Annotated in this window: 27 protein-coding genes and 1 pseudogene; 10 read left to right on the top strand and 18 right to left on the bottom strand. The window is 33.5% G+C overall.

The window, feature by feature from the left end:
• Positions 1-122 precede the first annotated feature (122 nt).
• From OK414_RS09235 to OK414_RS09210, 6 genes are all read right to left on the bottom strand, one after another.
• The gene (locus tag OK414_RS09235; protein ID WP_011106165.1) at positions 123-347 is read right to left on the bottom strand and encodes a hypothetical protein; all 225 of its coding nucleotides are present in this window, start codon (positions 345-347) and stop codon (positions 123-125) included.
• A gap of 65 nt (positions 348-412) precedes the next feature.
• Positions 413-1,003: an HMA2 domain-containing protein gene (locus OK414_RS09230; protein WP_216874910.1), complete on the bottom strand. Its 591-nt coding sequence runs from the start codon at positions 1,001-1,003 to the stop codon at positions 413-415.
• The gene (locus tag OK414_RS09225; RefSeq protein ID WP_263046211.1) at positions 975-3,089 is read right to left on the bottom strand and encodes a heavy metal translocating P-type ATPase; all 2,115 of its coding nucleotides are present in this window, start codon (positions 3,087-3,089) and stop codon (positions 975-977) included. Before OK414_RS09225 ends, OK414_RS09230 begins: the two co-directional genes overlap by 29 nt.
• The gene (locus OK414_RS09220; RefSeq protein ID WP_047933083.1) at positions 3,089-3,622 is read right to left on the bottom strand and encodes an HMA2 domain-containing protein; all 534 of its coding nucleotides are present in this window, start codon (positions 3,620-3,622) and stop codon (positions 3,089-3,091) included. Before OK414_RS09220 ends, OK414_RS09225 begins: the two co-directional genes overlap by 1 nt.
• Before the next feature lie 18 nt (positions 3,623-3,640).
• Positions 3,641-3,925 (bottom strand): HMA2 domain-containing protein, encoded by a 285-nt coding sequence (locus OK414_RS09215; protein ID WP_221788780.1) that lies wholly within the window; start codon positions 3,923-3,925, stop codon positions 3,641-3,643.
• Positions 3,926-4,266: 341 nt separating this feature from the next.
• Positions 4,267-4,614 (bottom strand): hypothetical protein, encoded by a 348-nt coding sequence (locus OK414_RS09210; RefSeq protein ID WP_263046197.1) that lies wholly within the window; start codon positions 4,612-4,614, stop codon positions 4,267-4,269.
• 277 nt (positions 4,615-4,891) lie between these two features.
• Here OK414_RS09210 and OK414_RS09205 point away from each other — a divergent pair, with 277 nt between their 5' ends.
• The 4 genes from OK414_RS09205 (at position 4,892) to OK414_RS09190 (ending at position 9,105) form a co-directional block, all read left to right on the top strand.
• Complete coding sequence (locus tag OK414_RS09205) at positions 4,892-5,878, top strand: permease (RefSeq protein WP_047933078.1); 987 nt, start codon at positions 4,892-4,894, stop codon at positions 5,876-5,878.
• Positions 5,879-5,888: 10 nt separating this feature from the next.
• Entirely contained in the window at positions 5,889-6,851 is a 963-nt protein-coding gene (locus OK414_RS09200; protein WP_263046198.1) for a TIGR03943 family putative permease subunit, read from the top strand.
• A gap of 517 nt (positions 6,852-7,368) precedes the next feature.
• Positions 7,369-8,238 (top strand): permease, encoded by an 870-nt coding sequence (locus OK414_RS09195; protein WP_263046199.1) that lies wholly within the window; start codon positions 7,369-7,371, stop codon positions 8,236-8,238.
• A 15-nt stretch (positions 8,239-8,253) separates the two neighbouring features.
• On the top strand, positions 8,254-9,105 hold the full coding sequence (locus tag OK414_RS09190) for a TIGR03943 family putative permease subunit (protein WP_205662646.1): 852 nt from the start codon (positions 8,254-8,256) through the stop codon (positions 9,103-9,105).
• Between the two features lie 80 nt (positions 9,106-9,185).
• On the opposite strand, the gene OK414_RS09185 is transcribed toward OK414_RS09190, so the two are convergent.
• Complete coding sequence (locus OK414_RS09185; protein WP_016766214.1) at positions 9,186-9,821, bottom strand: YcnI family protein; 636 nt, start codon at positions 9,819-9,821, stop codon at positions 9,186-9,188.
• A 24-nt stretch (positions 9,822-9,845) separates the two neighbouring features.
• Positions 9,846-11,450: a copper resistance CopC/CopD family protein gene (locus OK414_RS09180; RefSeq protein WP_263046200.1), complete on the bottom strand. Its 1,605-nt coding sequence runs from the start codon at positions 11,448-11,450 to the stop codon at positions 9,846-9,848.
• Between the two features lie 389 nt (positions 11,451-11,839).
• Here OK414_RS09180 and OK414_RS09175 point away from each other — a divergent pair, with 389 nt between their 5' ends.
• Both OK414_RS09175 and OK414_RS09170 read left to right on the top strand, forming a co-directional pair.
• The gene (locus OK414_RS09175) at positions 11,840-13,021 is read left to right on the top strand and encodes a cation:proton antiporter (protein ID WP_047933066.1); all 1,182 of its coding nucleotides are present in this window, start codon (positions 11,840-11,842) and stop codon (positions 13,019-13,021) included.
• 137 nt (positions 13,022-13,158) lie between these two features.
• Positions 13,159-13,368, top strand: a complete 210-nt coding sequence (locus OK414_RS09170) for a hypothetical protein (protein ID WP_263046201.1) — start codon at positions 13,159-13,161, stop codon at positions 13,366-13,368.
• Positions 13,369-13,821: 453 nt separating this feature from the next.
• Here OK414_RS09170 and OK414_RS09165 read toward each other — a convergent pair whose 3' ends face one another.
• Positions 13,822-14,220, bottom strand: a complete 399-nt coding sequence (locus tag OK414_RS09165; protein ID WP_263046202.1) for a hypothetical protein — start codon at positions 14,218-14,220, stop codon at positions 13,822-13,824.
• Positions 14,221-14,294: 74 nt separating this feature from the next.
• Here OK414_RS09165 and OK414_RS09160 point away from each other — a divergent pair.
• Positions 14,295-14,417, top strand: a pseudogene (locus tag OK414_RS09160) (hypothetical protein); the annotation flags it as partial.
• Between the two features lie 755 nt (positions 14,418-15,172).
• Entirely contained in the window at positions 15,173-16,009 is an 837-nt protein-coding gene (locus OK414_RS09155) for an STAS domain-containing protein (protein ID WP_263046203.1), read from the top strand.
• A gap of 295 nt (positions 16,010-16,304) precedes the next feature.
• On the opposite strand, the gene OK414_RS09150 is transcribed toward OK414_RS09155, so the two are convergent.
• From OK414_RS09150 to OK414_RS09135, 4 genes are all read right to left on the bottom strand, one after another.
• Positions 16,305-16,919: an STAS domain-containing protein gene (locus OK414_RS09150; protein WP_263046204.1), complete on the bottom strand. Its 615-nt coding sequence runs from the start codon at positions 16,917-16,919 to the stop codon at positions 16,305-16,307.
• 9 nt (positions 16,920-16,928) lie between these two features.
• Positions 16,929-17,138 carry a hypothetical protein gene (locus OK414_RS09145; RefSeq protein WP_263046205.1) on the bottom strand — a complete coding sequence of 70 codons (210 nt, stop codon included), beginning with the start codon at positions 17,136-17,138 and terminating at the stop codon, positions 16,929-16,931.
• A gap of 357 nt (positions 17,139-17,495) precedes the next feature.
• Positions 17,496-17,969, bottom strand: a complete 474-nt coding sequence (locus tag OK414_RS09140) for a hypothetical protein (RefSeq protein ID WP_263046206.1) — start codon at positions 17,967-17,969, stop codon at positions 17,496-17,498.
• A gap of 537 nt (positions 17,970-18,506) precedes the next feature.
• Positions 18,507-18,668, bottom strand: a complete 162-nt coding sequence (locus tag OK414_RS09135) for a hypothetical protein (protein ID WP_162837690.1) — start codon at positions 18,666-18,668, stop codon at positions 18,507-18,509.
• A 217-nt stretch (positions 18,669-18,885) separates the two neighbouring features.
• Between OK414_RS09135 and OK414_RS09130 the strand changes: the two genes are divergently transcribed.
• Entirely contained in the window at positions 18,886-19,887 is a 1,002-nt protein-coding gene (locus OK414_RS09130) for a DUF3231 family protein (protein WP_047933061.1), read from the top strand.
• Positions 19,888-20,376: 489 nt separating this feature from the next.
• Here the strand turns inward: OK414_RS09130 and OK414_RS09125 are convergent, their stop codons facing one another.
• The 3 genes from OK414_RS09125 to OK414_RS09115 all read right to left on the bottom strand — a co-directional run bounded on the left by OK414_RS09125 (position 20,377) and on the right by OK414_RS09115 (position 21,824).
• The gene (locus tag OK414_RS09125) at positions 20,377-20,871 is read right to left on the bottom strand and encodes a general stress protein (RefSeq protein ID WP_263046207.1); all 495 of its coding nucleotides are present in this window, start codon (positions 20,869-20,871) and stop codon (positions 20,377-20,379) included.
• Positions 20,872-21,015: 144 nt separating this feature from the next.
• Positions 21,016-21,321: an MTH1187 family thiamine-binding protein gene (locus tag OK414_RS09120; RefSeq protein WP_171777394.1), complete on the bottom strand. Its 306-nt coding sequence runs from the start codon at positions 21,319-21,321 to the stop codon at positions 21,016-21,018.
• Positions 21,322-21,398: 77 nt separating this feature from the next.
• Positions 21,399-21,824 carry a CBS domain-containing protein gene (locus OK414_RS09115; protein WP_013082704.1) on the bottom strand — a complete coding sequence of 142 codons (426 nt, stop codon included), beginning with the start codon at positions 21,822-21,824 and terminating at the stop codon, positions 21,399-21,401.
• 221 nt (positions 21,825-22,045) lie between these two features.
• On the opposite strand from OK414_RS09115, the gene OK414_RS09110 reads away from it, so the two are divergent.
• Positions 22,046-22,372: a general stress protein gene (locus OK414_RS09110; RefSeq protein ID WP_047933663.1), complete on the top strand. Its 327-nt coding sequence runs from the start codon at positions 22,046-22,048 to the stop codon at positions 22,370-22,372.
• A gap of 86 nt (positions 22,373-22,458) precedes the next feature.
• Here the strand turns inward: OK414_RS09110 and OK414_RS09105 are convergent, their stop codons facing one another.
• Both OK414_RS09105 and OK414_RS09100 read right to left on the bottom strand, forming a co-directional pair.
• Positions 22,459-23,088 (bottom strand): flavodoxin family protein, encoded by a 630-nt coding sequence (locus OK414_RS09105; protein ID WP_317620604.1) that lies wholly within the window; start codon positions 23,086-23,088, stop codon positions 22,459-22,461.
• A gap of 566 nt (positions 23,089-23,654) precedes the next feature.
• Positions 23,655-25,334 (bottom strand): glycoside hydrolase family 13 protein, encoded by a 1,680-nt coding sequence (locus OK414_RS09100; protein WP_263046208.1) that lies wholly within the window; start codon positions 25,332-25,334, stop codon positions 23,655-23,657.
• Positions 25,335-25,952 lie beyond the last annotated feature (618 nt).

Here is a 25,952-nt window from a genome sequence, read left to right as displayed (position 1 = left end):
GTTTACCATAGGAAACTTTTTAGTGTACGGTAAATAAGCGTTTCATCATTTAAAAATGATTCCCTCATTATGAATAAAAAGAGTGAGAGGTAGCCTGGAACTACCTCTCACTCTTTTTATCATTATTTTACTTGTAATTCAGCAATCATATCTTCTAGACGCTCTTTCTGTGCCTGAAGCTCTTCCATAGAAGGTTGATAAGATGAAATAGTTTGTTGTCCACCATATGCCTGTTTAGGTTGAACCAAACGTTGTAATTGCCCACCATTCTGTTCATATAAACGGTAGCCTACTGCGCCTACCACTGTTCCTGATACAAACCCCATTAGAAAATCGCGATTAATCATTATAAAACTCCCCCATAATCCTAAGTTTTTTATATCAATTCATACAAAAGGTATGAATGAATATCTTACGTAATTGTAGATAACTTATGTGATTGCACTTTCTGCTTTTCATGTAACAATTCCAACACATTTACAATCCATGTAATCATCGCTACATATAGCATATTTGATGGCCCTAGAGATAACATCGTAACAATTCCAGTTAAAATATCTGGGTGCCTCATTTTATTGCTCGTACCATGGGATAAGACCGTATAGCCTGTTGCAACTACTGCTCCATATACGAGTGCATCTGGTTTATAAAAAGATGATTTTCGAATACCTGCCAGTAGAAGTAATCCCCCAGAAAACAATGTACGTAGCCAATCATTTCGTGTGGCAGGATCCATTTGAATCATAATATCATCTAATGGATCTAAACGCGTTTGCTGAAAAAAGATAGATACATAACGAAAAATGGTATTGCGAGAAAGTTGTGAAACATCATAGTGAATAAGCATGGTTTGAATGGTGGGTTCTATTCTCACACTCGTTATACCATTTAAAGCAGAAAACATATGCTCTATTTCTACATGATTTTTCTTATCTCTCAATGCTGGGATATGAAATCGAATACGACCTGGTATATCATGCAGAACGTAGAATTTGGGATTCATTAGTTTCCCTCCCTAACCATAAAATTCTTGCACTATTTATTACTACACCAATAGTGGCCGCATTATGAATAGCTGCTCCCACAATTGGAGAGAAGATACCTAAAGCACCGAATAAAATTGCAATACCATTAATAGCAAACGTGGCAATAAAGTTCTGTCTAATAATGTTCATGGTCTTTTTAGATAGTCCAACTAACTCAGAAAGCATTACTGGGTTATCAGACGTAATAATAACGTCACTGGCTTCTGAAGCAATGTCTGTTCGTTTAGCACCCATCGTTACACCTACATGAGCATGAGCTAAAGCTGGTGCATCGTTAATGCCGTCACCTACCATCATGACAGCTCCTGTTCTCCCATACTTCTTTACATAAAAGGCTTTATCATCTGGCAAAGCCTCTGCATGATACCAGTTTAGTTTTAAGCGACGCGCCATCTCTCTTGCCACCGTTCTCTTGTCTCCAGTAAGCATAATGATGTCGTTGATACCTTGATGTCGAAGATTGTTCACTGCGCGGTGCATACCAGAACGTATTTTGTCAAAAATGCTAACTACTCCTACAAGTGTTTGATCATAAGCTACATAAATCACATTTTCGTCGTTTTGCATTTGTTGAAGTAAGTTGGTTGTTTTAACTTTTAATTCATTCATAAAGCGCAAACTTCCAACAACAACTCTTTTACCATTTAGCCAAGTGGAAATTCCTTTTCCTACCGTTGTTTCTACCTGAGCATTATTGTCTCTAATAGGAATTAAAATGTTCCAATCTTTCGCTTGCTTCATAATTGCATCAGCAATAGGATGGGTAGAATTTTTCTCAGCTGCTGCAGCTAAACGAATGACATCTTCTTGATTAAAGCCTTCAGCAGCAATTACTTGCTGAACCACAGGCGTTCCTTCTGTAATCGTTCCGGTCTTATCAAGAATAACTGTATTTAATTTAGACATCTTTTCAATATGATCACTGCCTTTAACAATAGCCCCTTCTTTTGCAGCACGTCCAATGGATGCGTATAAAGCTGTGGCCGTTGATAATTTAATTCCGCAAATAAAATCAATAACTAACATACTCATCGCTCTGTTAAGGTTTCGAGTGAAGAAAAATGTAAGAAGTGCTAATCCGAAAGAAACAGGCACCATTTTTTCAGCTACTGTGTCGGCTATATTTTGAATAGGAGCGCGTTTATCTTGTGCTTCCTCCAACAGTTTCACAATTTTAGAGAGGGATGTATCTTCTCCTACTTTTTCAACTGTTACAGTAACATGTCCACTCTGCAAAACACTTCCAGCGTACACATTATCTCCACCACTTACCTCTCGTGGCATATACTCCCCAGTAATTGAAGCTTCATCTGCTGTGCCGTTCCCCTCTATTATGATTCCATCCACGGGAATTTTTTCTCCAGTAAAAACTACAACCTTATCACCAACTTGAATATCCTCGACTAAAACCTTTTCTTCAACGCCCTTTTCCTTTACTCTCCAGGCATATGAGACATCTAATTTTAGGACGGAGTGAATATAATGCTTGGTTTGTTCAGACGTATAGTCTGTTAATAGCTCACTAATAGTAGACATCAAAGTGATAATTAAAGCCGATCCTGGATTCTTCATATACAAAGAAGCGAATATAGAAGCAGCTGTTAATGTATTAGCATTCCCTTTTCGTGCTTTTAGGACATGACCAACACCATCTTTAATTACCTCATAGGAAGTACTAATAGCAGTAAAGGTGCTAAGCCAATAGGAAAGTGCTTTTACTATAGCAGGATATGAAGAACGCTGAAGGTACCAGTTAACTAAAAAAATAGTTCCACAAGCTATGATAGGTATAGCCTTTTTCCATGAACATGCTGCTTGCTTGAGTGTATGTTTATATTTATGGATGAATAATTTTAGACTGTATAAAGAGAGAGTAATATGATGATAAATGAGTAGACTTCCGGTTACTTGATTATAGCTTGCAGAATATACCCCTGGAAAAGAGCGTAACCAAGTTTCAATATGGCTTGTTTCTAGCTGTTTAGGTATATAAAATCGGGTTCTTCCAGGGAGAGAATGAGCTACCTTTACCCCGAACATCATCACCTATTCTTTTCCCCCTTATCCTTAATGATGTTGTATGACCAATAAAGTAAGCTTGCAGAGAAAGCAGGCGCACTTCCAAATGTCTGAATTCCTTTTCCTAATAAAAATAGAACAAATAAACTATCAAAGTCAGCAAAGCCATTGGTTTGCTTTTTAATCCCTTTATCTATAAATCCAAGTGTGTTAGTCATGCCATTCATCAATGTAGCATCTTTGTTTAAAATGGCGTTAGCTGCTATTTGTACGATATAACTCATCAGTTCATCTAGCTCTTCCTGGTTAATATGAGGTACAACAAATTGAAGCAGCAAACTTCCGGTTAGTTCTGAAGCTTCCGATGTTAAAATAAGAGGATGTTTTTTTACTTCTTCCGTTAGAGCATGTGCAATGATACGGTGTTTCCAACTGTCACATTGTATACGCAGTCGCCCCGGCATCGCATGCAATACTTTTATTTTTTGATCACGGAATTGAGACATAATTTTTGGAGCAATAAAAGAAGCACCTAAACCAATTACAGTAGGAAGCATGCTTATACCTCCCTTTCCTTAAGATCTATATTGTTCTTGATATATTTGTTCAATAAGTTGAAACCACTCTTCAAGTTCTTTGTTATTTGTCATATGGGAAGCTTTATATGTAATAAGTAAACTCCCGGTATCTGGTGTAAATACTGCGTCATAGACAAGAACTTGAGACTTCAAATTTAAAATAATTAATTCAACTAGTTTTTCATTCTCTTTCCAAACAGTTGAACGAAGTCTAATTCTTCCTGGAATAAAATGCACAAGATCAATTTGTAATTTATGTAGTTTTCTTTCTACATACTTCATCAGTATCTTCTCTTTAATGCTCATCAATATTTAGATACCACCAATCATTTTTCTTTATTTTACCAACTTATATATTTTATAACAATATAAGTATTAAAATAATGTAAATTTTATTACGCGCAAGTAAGCAATAAAATTATCTCTGTTTTAGGATAATGATAGATATATTTTTTATAAAAAGAATTAATCTATATAAAAAAGAATGAAAGGTGTTATTCTTTCATTCTTTTTCTTTACTTTAGATGTTTAAAGTCTCTTTATTTAATAGGTAAAGAATATTTTATTGATTTTTTATAATGCCTCTTTCTTTTTAATTAGTTTATACTGAATTGTCACCCTCCCTACTTCATTTTAGAAATAACTACCCCTATAACCATAATAAAAATTTCTAGTAAGGTTTTCCACGTAGGAGCTTCTTTAAAGAAATGGTAACCCATTAATACGGCAATTATTACTTCCATCCCTTTCGATGTCAGTAAAACAAATGTTAAGTTATGAACAGCTTTAAACCCAAATTTAATTCCATATCCAATTAACATATTAGCGATTAAAAATAACGGGAAAGCATAAATTTGGTATTTTAATGTAGTTTCAAAAGCTGGATCAATATGCTTATTTTGATAAGAAAACAAAACATTGATTAGAAATAGGCCAACAAACAGGAAGATTCCACCACACAAATAATTCATATATCCACTCTCACTATATTCTAGTGCTAAATTCAATGATGCTAAGATAAGAAATGGAAAAATTAAATGTATTAATTTTTCTCAGTTCTATATCTTATAATTTTTACATAATATATATCAAATCGTAATCATTACGTTTTTCTGAGGGGATATAATCATTATTTTCGAGGTTTTTATCTTTTAAATAATTTTTTTATATTAACTCTTTTTTATTAGGTGCATAACTTGTTCAAACTCTATCATATAGTTCTAGTAATTGGAGGTGAAACGATAGATTATGACAACTCTATCACAGTTAAGTAAAGACCTAATTGGTGTGCTATTACTAATGCTTTTTGGTTACTGTTTTTTCTTTGTTGATATAAATACAAATGATTTAGCCATTCCAGCATCTTTATTAAATGTAAACTCCATTTTTTTAAGCATTGTACTTGAAGCTATCCCCTTTATCTTGCTTGGAGTATTTGCATCTGCCCTTATTCAAGTATTTATTTCAGAAAAATTCATCCAAAGTCTGATCCCACAAAATCCGTATATAGCTCTTTTGCCAGCTGTTCTGGTAAGTGCCCTTTTACCGGTCTGTGAATGTGCCATTATTCCCGTTGTAAGGCGTTTATTAAGAAAAGGAATGCCTCTGCACATCGGCATTGTCATTCTAGTTGGAGCACCCATTTTAAATCCCGTTGTCTTTGCTGCTACTTTTTATGCATTCCAGTCAAATATGTCCATCGTCTACAGTCGTATGGGCCTGGCTGCTGTGGCTTGTCTGTTAATTGGTTTATCCGTTTATTTCTTTTTTAAAAATTCAAATCAGCTACGACATGTACACGTTCACGAACATGAAGAAGCAAACGTAGGCAATAAATTAAAACAAACGTTATATCATGCCGGTGATGAATTTTTCGACATGGGCAAATACTTATTATTTGGTGCACTCGTAGCAAGTCTATTTCAAACCTTTTTAGATAGACAACTATTAACGAACCTTGCAAGCAATGACTATACGTCTTCTGCCGTTATGATGGGATTTGCTTATGTACTGTCACTTTGTTCAGAAGCAGATGCTTTTGTTGCTTCATCTTTTTCCCATACATTTTCTCCTACAGCTCTTCTTGCCTTTCTACTATATGGGCCTATGATGGATTTTAAAAACACGATTATGCTCTTGTCTTTTTTTAAAAAACGTTTTGCATTTAGTCTGATTCTTATCATTACTGTGATTGTGTATCTTATCGTCATAACTTATGGAATAGTTAGTAGATAGGAGAAATGGGATGAAAAAAATTGATCAGCAATTTATCATTTATATAAGGGGAATATTACTAATGGGTTTTTCCCTCCTTATGTTTAAACTCATATTAACAGGTAAAATCATTCAATTTATTGCGCCTAAAATGATGCCTTTTATATTGTTTTCTTCTGGTACCTTTTTTTTGTTGGGAATTATACAAATTTGGCGAAGTAGTGTAAATAAGGATTCATCTTGTGAATGCGGTCATGATCATACGGAAAAAGGAAAAATTCGAACAACGTTTATTTACTCTTTATTTCTATTGCCTATCATGACAGGCTTTTTATTTTCTAACCACACACTTGATAGTTCTGTTGCAGTAAAAAGAGGGTTAAGTTTTTCCGTTAATACATCTGATACTCAGCAACAACCCGCAGATGATGAAAAAATTGACGTCATTAATTCAGAACTAGAAAAAGATACGAATGATTTATTGTCCGGAAATTCAGATGAAACGCCAAAGAATGTTCCAATCACACATCAAAGTAGTATTGCTGCTAAAGTGGCTCCTAAAGGTTTCTATGAATTACTGGAAAAGAAGCTAGTCAAACAACCGAAGATTTCTATAAATGACACCGACTATATTCCAGTCATGAACATTATTGAAAACAACACGGCTCGGTTCATAGGAAAAAAAGTCGAAGTCAGCGGCTTTGTATATCGTGAAAAAGGATTTAAAGATAATCAATTTGTTGTTGCTCGTTTTGGGATATCTTGTTGTGCAGCAGATGCATCTGTATACGGCTTATTATCTACACTAGAAAATGCCTCAACATTAAAAAAAGATACGTGGGTTCATATAAAGGGAATAATACAAAAAACTACGTACAACAGAGAAGATGCCCCCTATGTTCAGGTTCAACAAATTGAGTCCATTCACCCGCCTGATAACCCATACGTGTACGAACTTTACCAAGGTGAACAGCTCATAGGTCCAGGTGAATAGAAATATTTTAAGATAGATCTACTTCATTATGATAAGCTATACGTATTTAAAATAGTTATATTCTCCTTTTATTGTGTTAAAGTACTGCAAAACGTATGGTCAGAAACAAAAGTAAAAAATTGTTAAATGACTTTTCACCATTCTTTCATTTTTCTATGGTAAAGTACTAATGTAAAAAGAAATGTTCATGTAAATATTAAAGGATATTTGTATAAAAAGAATATGATATCCCAAGATTTGTTTAAATTTGTATTTTTAAATAATATGGTCTTTATGGTTTTGATTAAGCTCACTTTCCTAGAGACTGCTAGTTGTTTATGTTATAAAGATATTTTTTTATTACGGCTCTTGTATATATTTATTTTTTTTTGAGATTGTCCCCTTTAGATAAATAGTGTAATATCACTTTTTGTAAGTGATATTAATTTCTATTTAAAGGGGCTTTTTCTATGTTTAAAAACAAACAGAAAATTCGAATACAAAGCAACATGATTATTTCTTAGTTGGAGTGAGTATAATGAGTTCATCTCTTTTACAAATGAACACCATTTTTATTAGTATCCTAATTGAAGCCCTACCTTTTATATTATTAGGTGTAATTATTTCCGGTATTATTCAGATTTTTGTAACGGACGAAATGATGGCAAAAGCTATTCCTAAAAATAAATTTGGCGCAATTGTTCTAGCAAGTGTAATTGGGGCTTTATTTCCAGCCTGTGAATGTGGGATTGTCCCAATTACAAGACGTTTAATGGCAAAAGGCGTTCCCTTATATGCTGCTATTCCGTTCATGTTAACAGGTCCTATTATTAATCCTGTTGTCCTATTCGCGACATTTGTGGCTTTCGGTAACGATTGGAAAATCATGATTGAACGTGGTGTGGTTGCCTTTCTTGTATCTTTAATAGTAGGTTTAATTTTAGCCTTTCAATTTAAAACCCCACAAGTTAAAAATGAAATACATGTACACACTGCTTCCAAGAAGATGAGTGAAAAAATAGGAGATGCTCTTAAACATACTATTGATGAATTCTTTTCTGTTGGAAAATTTGTCATTATCGGCGGGCTAATCGCGGCTGCCATGCAAACTTATGTAAAGACCTCTACCCTCATGGCTCTCGGGCATGGAGTAGTATCTTCAAATGTAGTAATGATGGGGTTATCTTATATTTTATCATTATGTTCTTCAGCTGATGCTTTCATTGCTTCATCGTTTCGAAGTACATTTAATGATAGTGCAGTTATTGCCTTTCTAGTATTTGGCCCTATGTTTGATATAAAAAATACATTAATGATGTTGAGTCAATTTAAGACAAAATTTGTTTTTTCACTATTTATATACGTGTTTATTCTTGTACTAGTCCTATCTCTACTAATCGTTCATTAAAAAGGAGGGATATTAATGTTTAGAGTTTTAATTTTGTTAGGCTTTACTATGATTTTTATGCACCTTCACGCAACTGGAGATATTTCAAAATATATTAACATGAAATATTCATGGATTTCATATGGAACGATTTTTTTACTTTGGTTTTTAACTATTGCAGAACTCGTTTTTTATATGACAGGATCTGATGAGAAAGACCAGGATCATGACCATAATTGTGACAGCGGATGCGGTCATAGTCATGAATCACCAAACAAATGGAAAAGACGGGCATGGTACCCTCTTTATTTCTTACCTGTTGTAACTGTCTTCTTTTTACCTGTAGCTACACTTGATTCAAATATTGTTGAAGCAAAAGGATTTCATTTTCCTATTTATGATAAAAAAGATCCTTACTCTTCGCATCAGTTTCTACAGCCAGATACGAGTTCTTTTTATGGAGAAGATGCATACGATAAAATGATTCATAAAGATTTAAAAAAGTTTTCAAAAGGGAAAACTATTAATTTAGAAGATGAAGAGTTTTTAAATGCAATGGAAACCATTTATCGATATCCTGGTGAGTTTACCGAGAAACAAATTAAGTTTAAGGGATTTATGTACCACACCAAAGAATTAAAAGACAATCAGTACTTTTTATTTCGTTTTGGTATCATTCATTGTATAGCTGATTCAGGTGTGTTTGGTATGTTAGTTCAATTTCCGGATGATGTATCATTTAAAAATGATGATTGGGTAACGGTAACGGGTGAAGTAAGTACGATGTATTATCAACCATTTAAAAAGACAATTCCTATTGTAAAAGTAACAAAAGTAAAACGTGAAGAAAAACCAGATGATCCTTATGTATATCGTAATAATCAATAAATAAGAACAGAAAACGCAGGCTAACAAATGTTAACCTGCGTTTTTAGATGGCTGTCTAATTAGATCTTTAATAAAAATAATTAGCTCTGCTTCTTTCTTCTTAAACTAAAGATCAATGAAATAACGCCTAATACTAATGCAATAATTGAAAGAGTAGTAGGAAGTGCAGAATTTGAATCATTGTTAGTTGCTTCGCTAGTAGCAGTTGTGTCGCTAGTAGCTGATGTATGAGAATCTCCCTCTGCTCTGTTTCCTTTTACTACCGTTGTGATAGATGCAGGTGTGTCTGCATCAGCAGGGCCTTCCCATGCTACTGTTGACCCATCTTTATATGTTTGATAAGCCTTCCAAACAATCTTCTTAGCATTATCGCCTACTTTTCCTTGCATATTGAATTCTCCAAACTCTGTAGGTGATAAACCTGCATTAGTAGCTGTCCATGTCACACTTGTAATCAAACCTGAAGAGTCTTTTTGAAGTTCATATTTCCACCCTTCCATAGGTTCGAATCGAGATATCTCTACGTCTTTTGGAATCTCAATTTTCACTTTTGTAGTTGGAATATCTTTTTCAGTTGGAACGCGCACAGTAAATTTTTCATAAGAGCCTTGTGCCGCTTCTTGAGGGTATACGACAACATGAGCACTTGCTGTTCCCGCAAATGCAATCGTTGAAAGAACTAATGTAGATAAAAGAGCTGTTACTTGTTTTTTCATTTCTTTTCCTTCTTTCTAAAATCATTATTTAACATCATAAACAACGATGTCCTTATAGATTACAATCTCATCTAGGTTTGATGTAACAAGCCGTACAGCAATTTGCCATCTTCCCGCATAAGGAATGACAAGGTTGTTTGTTTCATACATCTTATACTGCACTTGTTGTTTCTCCTGACTTTCGTCTTTATTTACTTTTAAGGGCACATCAATTGGTGCAAGCTCTCCTTTATTCTTAGGAGAAAGTGCGATGTCTATCGATTGGATAGAAGATCCATCCTGTGGTAAAGATGCTGTTACCCAGAGAGAACCCTTGCCAGGAGATAAGGTCGACGTTTTTACTAAAAATTCTATGTCTTGCTTGTTTTCTTTCCATACCAAAGGTTCATTCTGTGGAACAGGGTTTAAGTGTGTAATCGTTCCTACAATTAATACAATAATCAGCATAAAACTTATATCAGACATTAAAAACTTTGTAAGGCCTGGTGAATCGTTCTTTCGTAGATGTTCTCTAATGAGTAGCCCTACACCACCTACTAACATGACCATAAATATTTTAGCTAACAATAACAGTCCCCACGTGGTTTTAAAGAGTGCTGTTATATCTGGAAGAAGCTTTAAAGTGTAAAGAACACCTGAAAGGATTAATAATATAAGACTCACAAAGGCTATGCGCGAAAAAATCGGAAGAAAAGCTAAAGCTTGTTCTCTCTCCTTACGCCAAATCATGAAAAGATAAACTAACCCAGCTGCCCATAAAGAGGCGGTAACCAAATGCATAAAGTCTAAAATTATTGTATAGACTGGTACGTCTGATGCTACAGCGTGACCATTTAACGTAGTAGCTACTAACAGCAAACCTACCCATATAAAATCAAGCCACTTATTCTTTAGTAGGAAAGGAAATCCAACACAGGCAAGAAGAATGCAAGTTAGCCATGACCAGCCAGTAGCAGAATGAATGACAAATGTTTTTATTTGGGAAAGGTTAGCACCCTTTAATAGCGCAGTGCTTTGGACTCCTATACTAATCAGTAAAAAAATAATATATCCAGTTTGAAGGTACCTTACATTCGTCTTATACTTTTGTTTTTGTTGACCTGATTGATAAGGAACATACCATTTCCATAGGACAAAGCCAACTAACCATAATAAAGCCAGATAATAGAATGTCTGTACTAAAGAAAAACCTATATTATAAAAAGAACTCTGCTTCCCACTTTCGTCTTGATTACTATTATCATTCGTAATAGCTTGATCTATTTTTTCTCCTATAGAAAAGACGTACGTTCCTTGTACAGGATGGCTATCTGCAGAAATGACTGAATAGCTAACGGTATAAATACCTTTTTGGGAAGGTGGCACATCCAAAGAGATCGTTTTGTGAGTTCGATTCATTGTTGCTTTTTTAGTGGTAATAAGTTTCCCTTTATCATTGCGTACTTGAAGATTAAAAACACCTTCTCCTAATCGTTCATTAAACGTCAATGATACCTTGCCAGGCATTTGCTTTAGTTGACTTCCTTCTTTCGGTGATGCATCCAAAAGGACTGCGTGTGCTGATACATTAAGAGGTGCACCTAAAGCAAAAAAAGATATGAATAAGAGTAGAGCTATCTTTTTTAACATACATTTTCCACCTATATATTCTTGTTTTATAACACTCATTCTTAGTATAAGTTTAGCCTTAAACAAAGAAAATCACTCAGTAGAGTGATTTTCTTAAAATAGCAGACAAAAACATTGAACATTTTAGAACAAATGAAGGAACAAGCTTGGTTAAATAAAACCCGTAGGAGCATAATTTATCTGTTACGCAGGGAAACGCTTCGTGAGGAAATCAACTCGGTTTTTACATATAGCAGGTCAAACGTATATAATGGTAATTTAAGATTAATTTTACTTTCTCCAATCAAAGTAAGACTGGCAAATTAATCTAGCTAAGCTGAAATTCCATGGATAGCTGCATATTTCTTTAATAAAACATGTCATCTATTAGAGGTAAAAGGAGAAATTAAATGATTACATATTGGATTATTTTATTAGCGATTGCTATAGGTGTAGTATTTATCGCAGAAAAAATGAAACAACCTTATCCCACTTTCCTTGTAGTAATAGGATTAATCATTGGTTTGGTACCCATTCCTGCATTGGGAGAAATAAAAAGTTATGCAGCCAATGATACCGTATTTCAAACGACTGTTATTTTCATCTTCTTATCAGCTTTGTTAGGAGATGCAGCACTTAAACTGCCTTTTGATGAATTAAAACGTAATAAGAAATCAATTTCTTTATTAGCTTTGTTAGGTACATTTCTCACGTTCTTACTAGTTGCGCTTTCTACTTATTTTTTCTTACACCTTTCCTTACAAGAAGCCTTAATTTTTGGTGCACTTATGGCAGCTACAGACCCTGTATCCGTTCTAAGCATTTTTAAGTCAATGGGTCTAAACAAGCGCCTTTCCATTGTGGTCGAAGGCGAAAGTTTAGCCAATGATGGAGTTGCTGTTGTGTTATTTCAAATTGCTGTGGTAACTACCGCCTTGAGCTTAACCGGTACGTTGAATGCTCTTCTCGAATTTCTGAAAGTTGCAACTGGAGGTGTATTGATTGGTGGAGTGTTTGGTTTAATAGCTTCTCGTATTACATCTAAGATTGATCATTATTTAGTGGAGACTGGATTATCAATGGTTTTATTTTATGGTACGTTTCAGCTAGCTGAACACTTTGGGGTTTCTGGAGTAATATCTGTAGTAGTAGGTGGTGTAATCCTAGGAACTTATGGACGAAACATAGGTATGTCAGACTTAACTCATGAAAAAGTAAATTCCTTTTGGGAAACGATTGCTTTTCTCTCTAATGCTCTTATTTTTTTACTGGTAGGATTAGAAGTAAGTCGTATTGATTTTTTAGACAAAGGATGGCTCATTGTTGGAAGTATTCTTATTGTCCTGTTAGCGCGTTTTCTCGCTGTCTATATAAGCTTAGCTTTTGATAAATCTATTCCAACATCTTGGAAGCCTATTATTTCGTGGGGAGGATTAAAGGGATCTCTTTCAATTGCGCTTGTTTTAGGCATTACACCCGAATTTGAAGGAAAAAATCTTCTGTTAGCAATGACATTTAGTAATGTAGTCTTTTCTCTTCTTATACAAGGAACAACACTAAAAAAATTAGTTTCAGTTTTGAATGTAAAATAAACCTCTATACTAAAAGAGAGTGAATGTTATTGTTGAAACCTTTCTCAAGTCCTCTTATAGATACATAAGGAACCCTTACTCCTTTCTTAGTCAAGATACAATAAATACAAAATAGAAAGCGTGAAAGGAGGAATTAGATGGAATCAAAAATGAGTTGGTGTAGTAAAAATCCTTCGTTTTATTTAGAAGCTATTTTATTTCTCATCTTTGGTAGCCAATCTGTTACAGAATATATAAAAGAACATAAAGTGTATGTTCTAGAGACTATATTAAGTATCATAGGCGTTCTTATGATTACTATGACGGTGAGAAAGAAACTTGCTCATCATACACAAAAAAGTACTTAACTGCGGGTTAGGTGCTTTTTATATACCTAAAGAGTAAATTTCATACCTTATAACAGGCTTTTCAAGTACTGGATATTTCAAAAAATACTATCATACATTGTAATAATCGGCGTCATTTTAGGGATTCTCATTTTATTAATTTCCCTTGAGATGTTCATGATAGATGTATAAAAGGCAGTTGTTTTATTCATTTTTCCCCATTCGCATTAGTCATAAATGTTGATAGATCAAGGATGTATAAAAAGCTGCATAAAGAAGAGACAAGGTCCTATGCAGAATCCTTCTTCCAAAAGAGTTCTTTTTTTGATTTCTTCCGGAAGGAGTAATTATGTTAACTAAAAATCCTACTTAATACTAGCTTTCCATCAAAAATAGAGCCTCATTAACTTTGAGACTCTATTTTTGATGGAAAGTAAATGTTTCTTGATATTCTCTTTCTGCTCCTTTTTCTTTCTACGTTATCACAATATTTAAGTCGGTTGCCTCTTCAGACAAACCAAAATTGGAAACATGTAAGGGATGTCCGTCTTTCTGAGAAAGCTCTGGCGACTCCATAGTTGGTAAAAGTCCATATTTAGTATTTGAATTGGATTCATTGCGAAATAATTGAACTTTTACATCGTGTACGTTCTTCCCTACGTTTTTCATGTTTAAACAATATGTGTGATACACTCCCCTCTTAGATTGGGCTAAATTAGGGTAATCGTTGTCAGGATTATTGACCTCCAAGGTCCATTGTTTAGACGCTTCTGTCGTTGGTAATTCAGGAATAGTTAGAACTTTAACTTGCATGCTTTTACCAAAGGTTAAGAAAGTAGCTAGGACAAAGGCTGTAACTGCTGTCCTCTTCATTTTTACACCTCCATTACATATAAGTTCAGTATGTCGCTCATAGCACAGTATATATGTAGATGAACAAATGATGCCGTATGTATCCCACGCTAGAAGATGAAAATCGTACATGGGCTGGTCGATTCGATTTAATTATGGTAACTATGAAAAATGTAAAAGTACAAGTTTGTCTTTCGAATTCAAAAATAGAAAAACTCCTGATTGGCACCAGGAGTTTTTCTATATATATTGAACTAAAAGATGAAGCCCCAACAAAAAAAGCCCTCGAAATAGATTTCAAGGACTTAATATATAGAGTGAGAAATACCATATTAAGATAATTATCTTATATGGAATAAGGTATTTACACATAAAAATGTATATAATCTTTATTAATGTAACATGGTTTATATAATTTACGGTTTTATAATGTTGAGGAAGAATTTACTCCTTTAAGATGTATATGAAATATATATTTTTTGGGGTAAAATAAAAAAGAATCTTACTGAAAAGAGAATAGTGTCAAGGGGGATAAGAGATATGTCAACTGAGTAGTAAAGCTTGATGCAAAATGCGGTTTTACAATCCTAGATGAAATGTTAATCCTTTATTCTATAAAGTATTTACTCTTGATTAATCCTTTATAAAGTTATATCCCTATTGCTTAAGAGAAAGTTGACATGTTAAAGGGAAAAATAAGCTCAGACTATCTTTGATGGGCTGTCTGAACAGCTATCGTCTAGTGAAAATAGCCTTAATTAACCTTTTCTCATGTAAGAAAAGCTCATAATTATAGGTATATCGAGGGTTAAAGATTTATTATAAAAACTTTGTTGGTTTTTACCTAAAAATATATCTATTGGAGATAGTACAAAGAATGAGGATCTTTCTTTATATACAAAAAATGAAAAAAAGTAGACAAAAATTCATTTAAAGAAACTATAACCTAGAACTGAATAAGGAGATTATCAAAATGGATATTATTTACAACAAAAGAGAAAAAATGACCGATTTTATTAAAGACAACAAACAGAACTTCCAGGATAAGCTCTTATCAGAGGCGGTTAATGTGGCTTCTAATATTAGTGACATTTTAGAAAAGGGAAATATTGATCTTTTGAAAAATGCTCAAAAGTTATCTCTATATGTCGTGGAGCAAAAAGAGGAAGAACTCATTGCTTTCGCTCAACAGGAAGGGATCGCTTGGGCAGAGCACGCCTTAACTCTTGCTTTCAAACTAGAATGGGTACAGGCCATTAGGCGAACATTATGGCATTTTCTCTATCAATATGATCGAATAAATGACCAATTTAATAGCCGTGAAGAATTTTATGCCTTAGAGAAGCGAATTAATGATAAGATTGATCAATTCCTTAATACTTTTCTCATTAGTTATTCCGAGTATAAAGATGAACTAATTGCCTCCCAAAGGGACTTAGTTGAAAACCTTTCGGTACCCATTATACCACTTAGCCAATCTGTGGCTGTACTACCATTGATCGGAATGATTGACCTCAATCGTATCCAAACGATTGAGGAGAAAGTGTTGATGGGCATCTCAGATTTAAAGATTCAAACATTAATTATAGACCTGTCTGGAATTGCCAACATGGAGATGCATGTTATTGACCATTTTCAAAAAATATTAACCGGAATTTCAATGATGGGAAGTAAATCCATTCTCACAGGTTTACGTGCTGACTTGGTACGAACAATGATTCACTCTGGAATCTCCTTTGAGGATAAGGCAGAAGCAAAAGGAACGTTACAGCAAACTTTAAAGGAATACTTAGAACAGAACCGATTATAGAAAGAATAGAGAATTTTTTTCTACACGTGGAAATGCAGATAAGTTTGTGAAAATAAATTCGTACTCAAAAATTAAATAAGGTCTATTCTATCTTAGCAACGATTACTTAGATAACCCTAGAGTTATTTTGCTGTATTACTGATAAAATTTTTGTTAACTACGAGTTATATTATATACAAATTAAAATAGAAAAACCTACTGCTCCTGTACAGTAGGTTTCTTCTATTTAGAATAGGAAATTTAGTGTGATGCTTCACGGCGTCTTTGATAGTTTGCTCATCATATAGAGAAATATTTACATTAAAGATTCTGTAAATGAATTCGTATACTGAACAGCTTGATGTAAGCTAGAAAAACTTTTGACTTCCTCAACCTTTATTTCTAAGTTCACCATAGTTTGAGCGATTTCCGGACGTATTCCACTGATGACAACTTCAACTCCTATTAACTGTAGCCCAGCTATTACTTTAAACAGTTGATCGGCTACCATCGTATCAATAATAGGAACTGCTGATAAATCAATAATAAGCCATTCTAATTTATATTGGCTTCCTTTCTCTAAGGCACTCTCCATCAAATATTGTGCCCGTTTGGTATCTAAATCACCTACTAAAGGAAGGATGCCTATTTCTTCTGTCATACGAACAACGGGAACAGATAATTCATCAATGGCATATTGAGCATAATTTATTTTTTCAGTGTAATCTTTTACATACGACTTACTTACGAATTGGATGGCATTATCTACAATGCTATTAAAATGAGAAATGATTTGATAAAAAGCATCGAGAGAAAAATCATTATTTTTTGCTTCTTCTTTAATTATTTCTCCGATTACACCTCGATAATAGATAATCTCCTCTAGAGCTAGGTTTAAGGGAAGACCGTAATTGACTAATAAATTAGCCATATTTTCCCTTCATTGTTGTACGGCTTCATTTGCTGCCTCTTTTTCCATCAAAAGAGAATCGGCATAAGTGGTAAGGAGGTCAAAACGAAAAGTAGTTAATTCTGTATAAATGTTATGAGATGTTGCAAGATCTTCTCTTTTATTTTCAGCAAACTCTTCTTTTCGTTGTAAAATTGTTTCTCTAATCACATGTAATTTTTCTTGTTGTATATAGTGCAAAGGTTTTCCTCCTTTTATTTAAAAAAGTAAAAGTCCTCTAATAGATGAGGATTAGAGGACTAAACATGTCGAAAAGTGTATTAAGATTAATGAAATGGTAAGTTACTTATAATCTTTATTTAGTTGTATAGCACACCTAAATTATATCATAAATTCTCTATAATATCTTTATTTCCGATAAACTACAATATAGTAACTAAAAATATATGGAGTACAAAGCATAAACATAGAAAAGGTACTACTTCTGTACAGTACTTTTTCTGTTACATATATGTCTTATATTTAAGCACTAATATCTCACCAAATCTTGATGCGTTTTACTTATATGTAAAGCTTTATTCTTTCTATCCTAACATTCTAGGGTCTTTTTCCAGATAAAGTATTATCTTTTACATACATTTCATAGTGTCCATTTATGTAACTAGATATTTTTAAATTAAGTAAAAGAGCCTTAAGATTAATGGTTTCTTCAGTATCTAATTCGCACTCTTTTGCTAGCTCTTCGATTTCTCTTTTACTAATTTGTATGTTATTTTCTAAATCGGTTACTGTCTCTTTGCTGTACTGAAAAGGAACTTCATCTATAACTTCTGTAATTAGTTGATCCTGTCCCTCATATTCTAATCTTCCTTTGGTTGCGGAATGCTTTCCAATTAATACAGCCTGTTCTTTTATATCCGACAGGAGAATCATTAATTTAATTCGTTGATTCATTAGAATACGTTGTTTATCAAAAATAGAGATAATTTTGGTTTGATAATCATCCATAGTCAGGTGAAGTTGATATTTTGCTTCTCTTATTACTTCTTCACTGTTTTTAATAAGTATCATATTTAAATCCTCTGCCCCCCGTATTATATATACTTTCATTATAACAAGCTAAAAAAGGGACCATCATTTCCTATAATTAAACCAGCGATTTATCCATTAATTTCACAACTAATTAACATTCACAATATGTACATTAAACATTATTTATTAAAAGATTTAGTTGGCTTTACATCTTTAAGGAAAGAAACTAAGTCTGCCTTTTCTTGTGTAAGGATTTCCCCCTCAGTTTGGAGTAACTTTTGAGGAAATTTCTTCATGTAGTGACGAGGTACTATACTATTTAATAAAAAAGTGACTACATTAAAATGTTCCCTCTATCAAAAACTTACATATAGCTAATTTCCCCATATCTTTTTTATATAAACTAGAAAGAAGTTAAGTATCATCTCGACCAAGCATGTTAGAAAGGATAGTTTATTCCATTTTTATTATTTTCTTATTTCGTTTGAAAGGTTAAAAGCCTATTTATATAAAAAAAGAGAAAAACAATTTGATTTGAGAGATAAATCGTTTTCCTCAATAAATAGATCGCCTATATTATCTCGGGACCTTATTTCGTTTATATTTAAGCGCTTTTTTTAGAAGTATTATTTGATGATATAATTCATTTTTAATAGCTAAATCTTTACACTTATTATAATCCGCAATTAAACCTTTAACCTCCCTATGGAATAGGGAAAGTTCATAATTATCTAACATGTCCTCCCCTCCTGATGTTCTTTCTTTTATATTACCCCTTCGACATATACTGACACTTTATTTTGGTGAACAACTTTATGTAGACTAAAGATGAAGGGAGTATACAATATAGAAATTGTGTATTTGTAGGCAGATTATCTTTTTGTGAAGTAAAAAGGAATAATTCGGGAAAATAAATACAATAATCAAGATAAATACATGTAACTAGGAGGCATCAATGGTTAAGCGTAATGTAAGGTTGTCAAGTCCGGAAATTGGTGGATTATGGGGAGTTTATATTCAAGAAACAATGTCCACTTGTTTGTTAAAGTATTTTCTTCATCACGTACAAGATGAAGAGATAAAGCCTATTTTGCAAAAATCTTTACGTATCTCTCAAACACACCTAAACCAAATTAGAGATATTTTTTCCGAAGAAAATATCCCTTTACCTGATGGGTTTACGGAAAAGGATATTAACTTATCAGCTCCTCCCCTTTTTTATGATCTTTTTGCTTTGAGCTTTGTCTACTCGATGAATCGTATGGCGATGGTTAACTTAGGGTTTGCTACTTCTACTGTTGCTCGAGCAGATGTTCTTAATTTCTTCACTAAAGCTTTGAATCAGGCTACAGAGCTTTATGCAGAATCTACTACTTTAATGTTATCTAAAGGCATTTACGATCGACCACCTATGATTACCTATCCTAAAAAAGTTGAATATGTAAAAAAACAATCTTATATAGTAGCAGCCATGGGAAAAAAAAGACCTTTAAATGCTATCGAGCTTACTGAGATATTCTTTAATATTGAACGTAACTATTTCTCGGTGTTGCTCTGTATGGGCTTGTTACAAGTGATTAAGGATAAAGAAATTAAAAATTATATAAAAGATGGAATGGAAATATCAAAAAAACAAATTAATTTCTTTAATGATCTTTTAAAGAAAGAAGAACTTCTTGGCACAGTTCCTGTTAGTATGGAAGTAACGACTTCAACGGTTTCTCCTTTTTCCGACAAGCTGATCGTTGCGCTTTTTCATTTTTTAAATTCTATTGATGTGACACTTATCGGACATGCTTTGTCTTTATCTATGAGGTTGGATTTAGCTACTTATTATAGTAAATTAATTGGAGAAATATTAATGTATGCTGGAAAGGGATTTAATATTATGGTCAACCGAGAATGGCTAGAGCAACCGCCTCAGGCCCCAAACCGAAAGGCTTTAAAAGGAATGTAACCTAATTAATAAAAAGATTCTACTTGATAATATTACATAACACTCTAAAAATTCGTTATATAAAAATGCTTCAAAAAGCCCTTGATGAAAGGGCTTTTCAGCATGCTGATGCCGATAAAAAGAAACTTGTTAAAAGGATTTATTTTCTTTTAACAAGTTTTTTCTAGTTTTGATAAATAAGAAAACAAAAAATATATATGTAGTTCGTTAATAGTAGTCAATTAATATATAACTACATGATTTAAAATAATTATATAAACTTATTTTTATAAATTATATTTTTTCGTTAGTAAGAGTAATAAGTTTTCACATCTGGAGCAAACTACTCATGAAGTGTTTAGATTCTAAAATACAAGGCTCTTATCTACGTACCATTTAACCTAAAAAAACTACTGACACATATGCCAGTAGTTTTTTTATTTGTTTTACTCTCTGAGGCAGCCCCATCATCTATTAGAGAACTCTTTTTATAAACTTTTTTATTCAAATTTAAAGAATTCTTCGGGATAGAGGTGGTTTTTGCTCTGTATTTTTACTAAACTGCTCTTTTTCATCAACGAGTACTAAGATATTTCCTTCTTTGACTGAGTTACCATAGTATTCAGCTTCATCTTTAGAAAGACCTATTTCAACAAGAGCTCCTGTTAATCCTCCAACTCCTGCACCCGTTACAGCGCCAGTTAACACGGCTGCAATTGGTCCCGCAGCAACAATCGGTCCTATTCCTGGAATAGCAAGTGCACCAGCTCCTGCTAATAAACCTGTTAGCCCGCCAAGAGCTCCACCAGTTAGGGCACCTGTTGCAATTCCATCCACCACTTCAGTATCTGTTTCTTCTGTTACTCTATCTACTTCTTTACGGTCTTGTCCAATGATGGAGATGTCACGTGTAGCGTACCCTTGATTTTTAAGATCTTCTACAGCTGCAATGGCTTCTTGCTCAGAGTTGTAGATCCCTACAACTCTCTTTGCAGTTCGTTCCATTTTCATCTCCTCCTATTTCTTTTCTATTATTCATGTTCCCTAGGTATAAATATTAAAACTTCTACTTATCATAATGGCTATTATAGAGAGAGAAAAACTAAAAAATCCCTTTCGTTGAGTAGATTATCTTTTTTTTTCGTTATCCTAACTATGATGTAACGCATCCTCAACGGTATTTATTTGATGGTTCATATCTGTTTTCTTATCTTTCCGGTGATCAATACGTATATTTGTGATAACTCGATTAGGACCACTTGAAATTGCCTCTTGATGTATTTCTTTTGCTACTTGCCATAATTGTTCCAGGTCTCCTTCTATTATGGTAGAAGTAGGTGTTACATCATAATGTAATTCCTTTCCCTTAAGCTTACGTATAGCGTTAATCACTTCTGAACTAAAGCTTGTTGAATCTGTTCCAACAGGTATAATACTTATTTCTAACAATGGCATAACGTTTACTCCCTTCTCATATCCTTGTATTTTTGAAATTAAGAAAGAGACAATTTATAGATAAAATCTCCTGATTTTTATTTAGTAGGTTCAGCAGGGACTGAAATATCCTCAAGAGCTTTCCCTGCTTCTTTATTTGAATCATTACTTACTGCTAAATCTCCTAAAGAAACCATTCCAATGAGTTTTCCATCATCTACAATAGGAAGTCTGCGTATTTGATATTGAGACATGATTTCCATAGCTTGTTCTACAGACGTATGTTTTGTACCAGTAATGACGTCCGTTGTTATCATTTCAGATATCTGCGTATTTGCATTAAAATTATTAGCCAATCCTTTGATAACTAAATCACGATCCGTTATTAATCCTATTAGCTTATTATCCTCACAAATGGGAATAACTCCTACATCTAGATTCTTCATCATGTTGGCTACCTCACCACAAGAACTTTTAAGGTTACATGTCTCAATATTTGAGGTCATTACTTCTGTTATGTTCATAATAATTCCTCCTTTATTAAATAATCGTCTTATTTTACTTCATTCCCGTACAGCATCTTCTAAAACATAAGCTTGAGTTTTAGTAAACACAGCTTTAGATTTTAAGGGGGAGAAAATGAATTGTGAATTAGGAAAATTCATAGCATTTTATTAGCTAGTAAAAAAAGATTTTTATTTCTTGAAAATGGGTATATATCATTTAACTACAAAGGAGGGTTTTTATGAAAAATGTAAGAGTAGTAGAAAACGGAGTCCAAGCAAAAGAGGCAATTGAACAATTTCTAAATCGAGGATACACAAAGGAGGAAGTATATTTATTAGCTCACGATAAAAATCGTTCCAAAGATTTAACGGAAGCATTAGAGACGAACGATGTTGGTGTTTCAGAACAAGGCGCATTTGATTTAGTAGCCAATGTATTCCGATCTCGTGGAGATGAATTACGTTCTAAAATTCAATCTTTAGGGTTATCGGATGCTGAAGCTCAACAATATGAAAGAGAATTAGATCAAGGACGTGTACTAGTAGTTGCAACCAAAGCAGGCTAACATAAAAAAGGAAGATTTTTTGCAAAAATAGGTACAGGATGTATGTAAACGTATAAAAGAGGACCCGTTAATGGGATCCTCTTTTATTAACTATTGACTACATTTCCTTCAGCAGGAATTGGGTGACTTTTCAACAGTCTTGCAAAATGTATTAGGTTATGAGCCATCATTTTCACATGTTGCATGGTGAAATCATTTTTATATCCTTCTGCCTCAATAAAGGATGGTCCCGGTCCTGCTTCTCCTACCCAATACGTGTCCACATTGGGAGGAATGGTAAAACCTATATGAGATAATGCGTAGATGACCGAACGTGAAACGTGTTTGGCACCATCCTCATTTCCCGTCACTACTACTCCCCCTACTTTGTTGTAGTAAATGTATTGCCCCTCATCATTTGTTAGACTACTTCCACCATAAAGCCTTTCTATAATTTGAGTAGTAATACTGCTTTGTTCACCTAGCCAAATAGGAGAGCCTATTAGTACAATATCTGCTTCCTTTACTTTTTCAAAAATAGAAGGCCATTTATCTTCTTCATTTACTGCTTTTTCTGTAATTCCGTGTCCAATCTTATAGTCTGCTACGGTTATAACTTCGGTTTGCACCTCATTCTTCTCAAATATCTTCACCACTTCGCCAATTAACGCACCTGTATTTGAGACTTCAGAACTTTTCTTTAATGTACAATTAAGTGCAAGAGCTCTCAGTTTCATACTGATTTCCCAACTCCTTATAAACAAGTATTACTTTGGATATTCCCTCGTTGAAAAGAAAGAAACATGCAAAATTTCTAGGATTATGAGTCTTCAGTCGACGGGTAAGTAAAGGATGAGTGCTAGTAATTTTGCTATATTTGCATTATTTTGTTTTATCTTGACTCTTTTTTAAACTAATATAAAAACAATCATCAAAAAAGCCCGTAGTTTTCTTCATTATAGAATTTATACTAGATGGATTTTCAGTTCATTTTAAACCTCTAATTTTTTGTCTTTTTATGATGTATGGGAGATATAGAGTTATTTAACATGCTGGACTTTCTTCGAACCCATTTAATTTTATAATAAAAATTGGATATATAATCAAAATCGGTTGGTTATTGAATTTTTTAAATAAGCCAAGACAGGTTATAATGTCTTGGCTTATTTATATACTTATTTTATGATTGTAATAATTTTGAGAAAATTATCGATTGAAATATGAAATATATAGTTTAATTTATTACGATACTCCTAAATATACCCGCCCTAAAGTAAAGGTGAAATTTCGATCATTAATTCTTTTATAATTTATAAATCCGAGCTTCATAAGGCCGTAGCTTTAACCCATGTAAATCTTCTCTTTCTACATCATAATTAGAAATCAAAAGTTTAGCATCTAACATACTTAACTCTTCTGGCATTTCAAATATTGGCGTTCGATCAAAGAAATTCAATATAATTAAAAATTTTTCTTCACCTAACGTACGAGTATATACGTAAAGGTCTGGATCAATAGGTAATAAGAGATTATATTCTCCATAGATAAGGACATCGTGTTTTTTTCTCAATGCAATCATCTTTCGATAATAGTGAAAAATAGAATTCTTATCCTGAAGAGCTTCCTGTACATTAATTTCTTTATAGTTTGCGTTTATCTTAATCCAAGGTTTACCTTGAGTAAAACCCGCAGCATGTGTATCATCCCATTGCATAGGAGTGCGAGAGTTATCCCGACTTTTCCTCCAAATTGCTTTCATAGTAGAATCCAGCGAAGCTCCCCTTTCCGTTGATTCCTTATAATAGTTAAGGGTCTCAATATCTCGATAATCCTCAATGGACGGGAAATTGGGATTTGTCATGCCAATTTCCTCTCCTTGGAATATGTAAGGTGTCCCTTCTAATGTTAGCAAGAACGTTGCTAACATTTTGGCTGATTCTTTTCGATATTTTCCATCATTTCCGAAACGCGAGACTGACCGAGGTTGATCATGGTTACAGAGATAATTCGCATTCCAACCCTGGTTATGAATAATCGTTTGCCATTTACTCATTACATTCTTTAAATCCAGAAGGTTCCATGGCTTAAATCCCCATTTACCAGTCCCCCCAGCTTTTGAATCTAATAGCATATGTTCAAAATGAAAGACCATATTCAGTTCGTGACGTTTATCCCCAATATAGTTCAATGCTTGTTCAGGTCCTAATCCTGATGTTTCCCCCACTGTCATGATATCGTATTTATACAGTACTTCCTCATATAAATTTCTAAGTAGAGTATGAACTTTTTCCAAATTAGAAAATAGCTTATAGGCTCTTACATATGGAAGGCCCGTTGGATTCGGCGCATCTGGAAGATTTTCAGCTTTAACAATATGAGCAATAGCATCTAATCTAAATCCATCTACTCCTTTATCTAGCCACCAAGACACCATTTCTTCAACTTCTCTTATAACATTTTTATTATCCCAATTCAGATCTGGCTGTTGTTTAGTGTAGAGATGAAGATAGTACTCGTCCGTCAGTTCATCATATTCCCAAACAGATCCACCAAAATAAGATTCCCAGTTATTCGGTGGACCTCCATTTTTACCTTTTCTCCAAATGTAGTAGTCCCTCTTTGGGTTATCTATAGAAGAGCGGGATTCAATAAACCATGGGTGTTCGTCCGATGTATGGTTAACAACTAAGTCCATAATAATCTTCAAATTTCGTTTATGTGCTTGAGTTAATAGTTCATCAAAATCCTCCATCGTTCCAAACTGTTTCATAATAGCTCGATAATCACTAATATCATAGCCATTATCATGATTTGGTGATTGATAAATAGGGCATAGCCAAATCACTTCAATGCCTAGCTCTTGTAGGTAGTCAAGCTTTGATATAATGCCTTGCAAATCCCCAATACCGTCACCGTTTGAATCTTTAAAGCTAATGGGGTATATCTGATAAACTACACTTTCTTTCCACCACTTCTTTTCCATTGGTCAAGAACTCCTTTTTATCATTATTAATCCTGAAATGTTTGTTATAAGTTCTCCGTAACGAGCGAACTCTATAGCAGGTAAGTATAGATATTAAGGTAGTGTTAGAAATTATTCTTATCTGCACAAGTATTTACCCTATGTTTTAACAGAGAAAACGTAATTAGTGAGGAAGAAATAAGCGACCTCATATAATCTTTTGGCTTGAAAAAGTTAGATTTCTATAAAAAAACTAATTCTTATAAACTATATATTTTCACTAAATGTTCTTTTCATATACATTTATTTCTTCTTGGAAATATTCATATTCAATTAATTAACCAATCAATTTTAACCATTGTGTGTCTCTAGGAATGAAAAACTTCAAACAATCTTTTAAGGTGACATGTATATGGAATGAATAGTGCTGTTTAACCATTTTACTGGATTACTAGGTAAAATGAGTTTTATTTTATATATTCAGAGGTAATCTAACAAGAAGACAAAACTTATTAGTTGTTTTAAAAAGCACCTCAGAAGAGAGAGTATATTTCTGCGGGATAGGAGGATTTTATGATGTATACAGATTTAAAAGATAAAGTAGTTGTAATTACAGGTGGATCAACAGGTTTAGGACGT

Source organism: Priestia sp. JV24 (genome assembly GCF_025910025.1).
Lineage (GTDB): Bacteria > Bacillota > Bacilli > Bacillales > Bacillaceae_H > Priestia > Priestia megaterium.
Note: the sequence above shows the minus strand (reverse complement) of the source record. Positions and strands in the feature narration are given on the sequence as shown.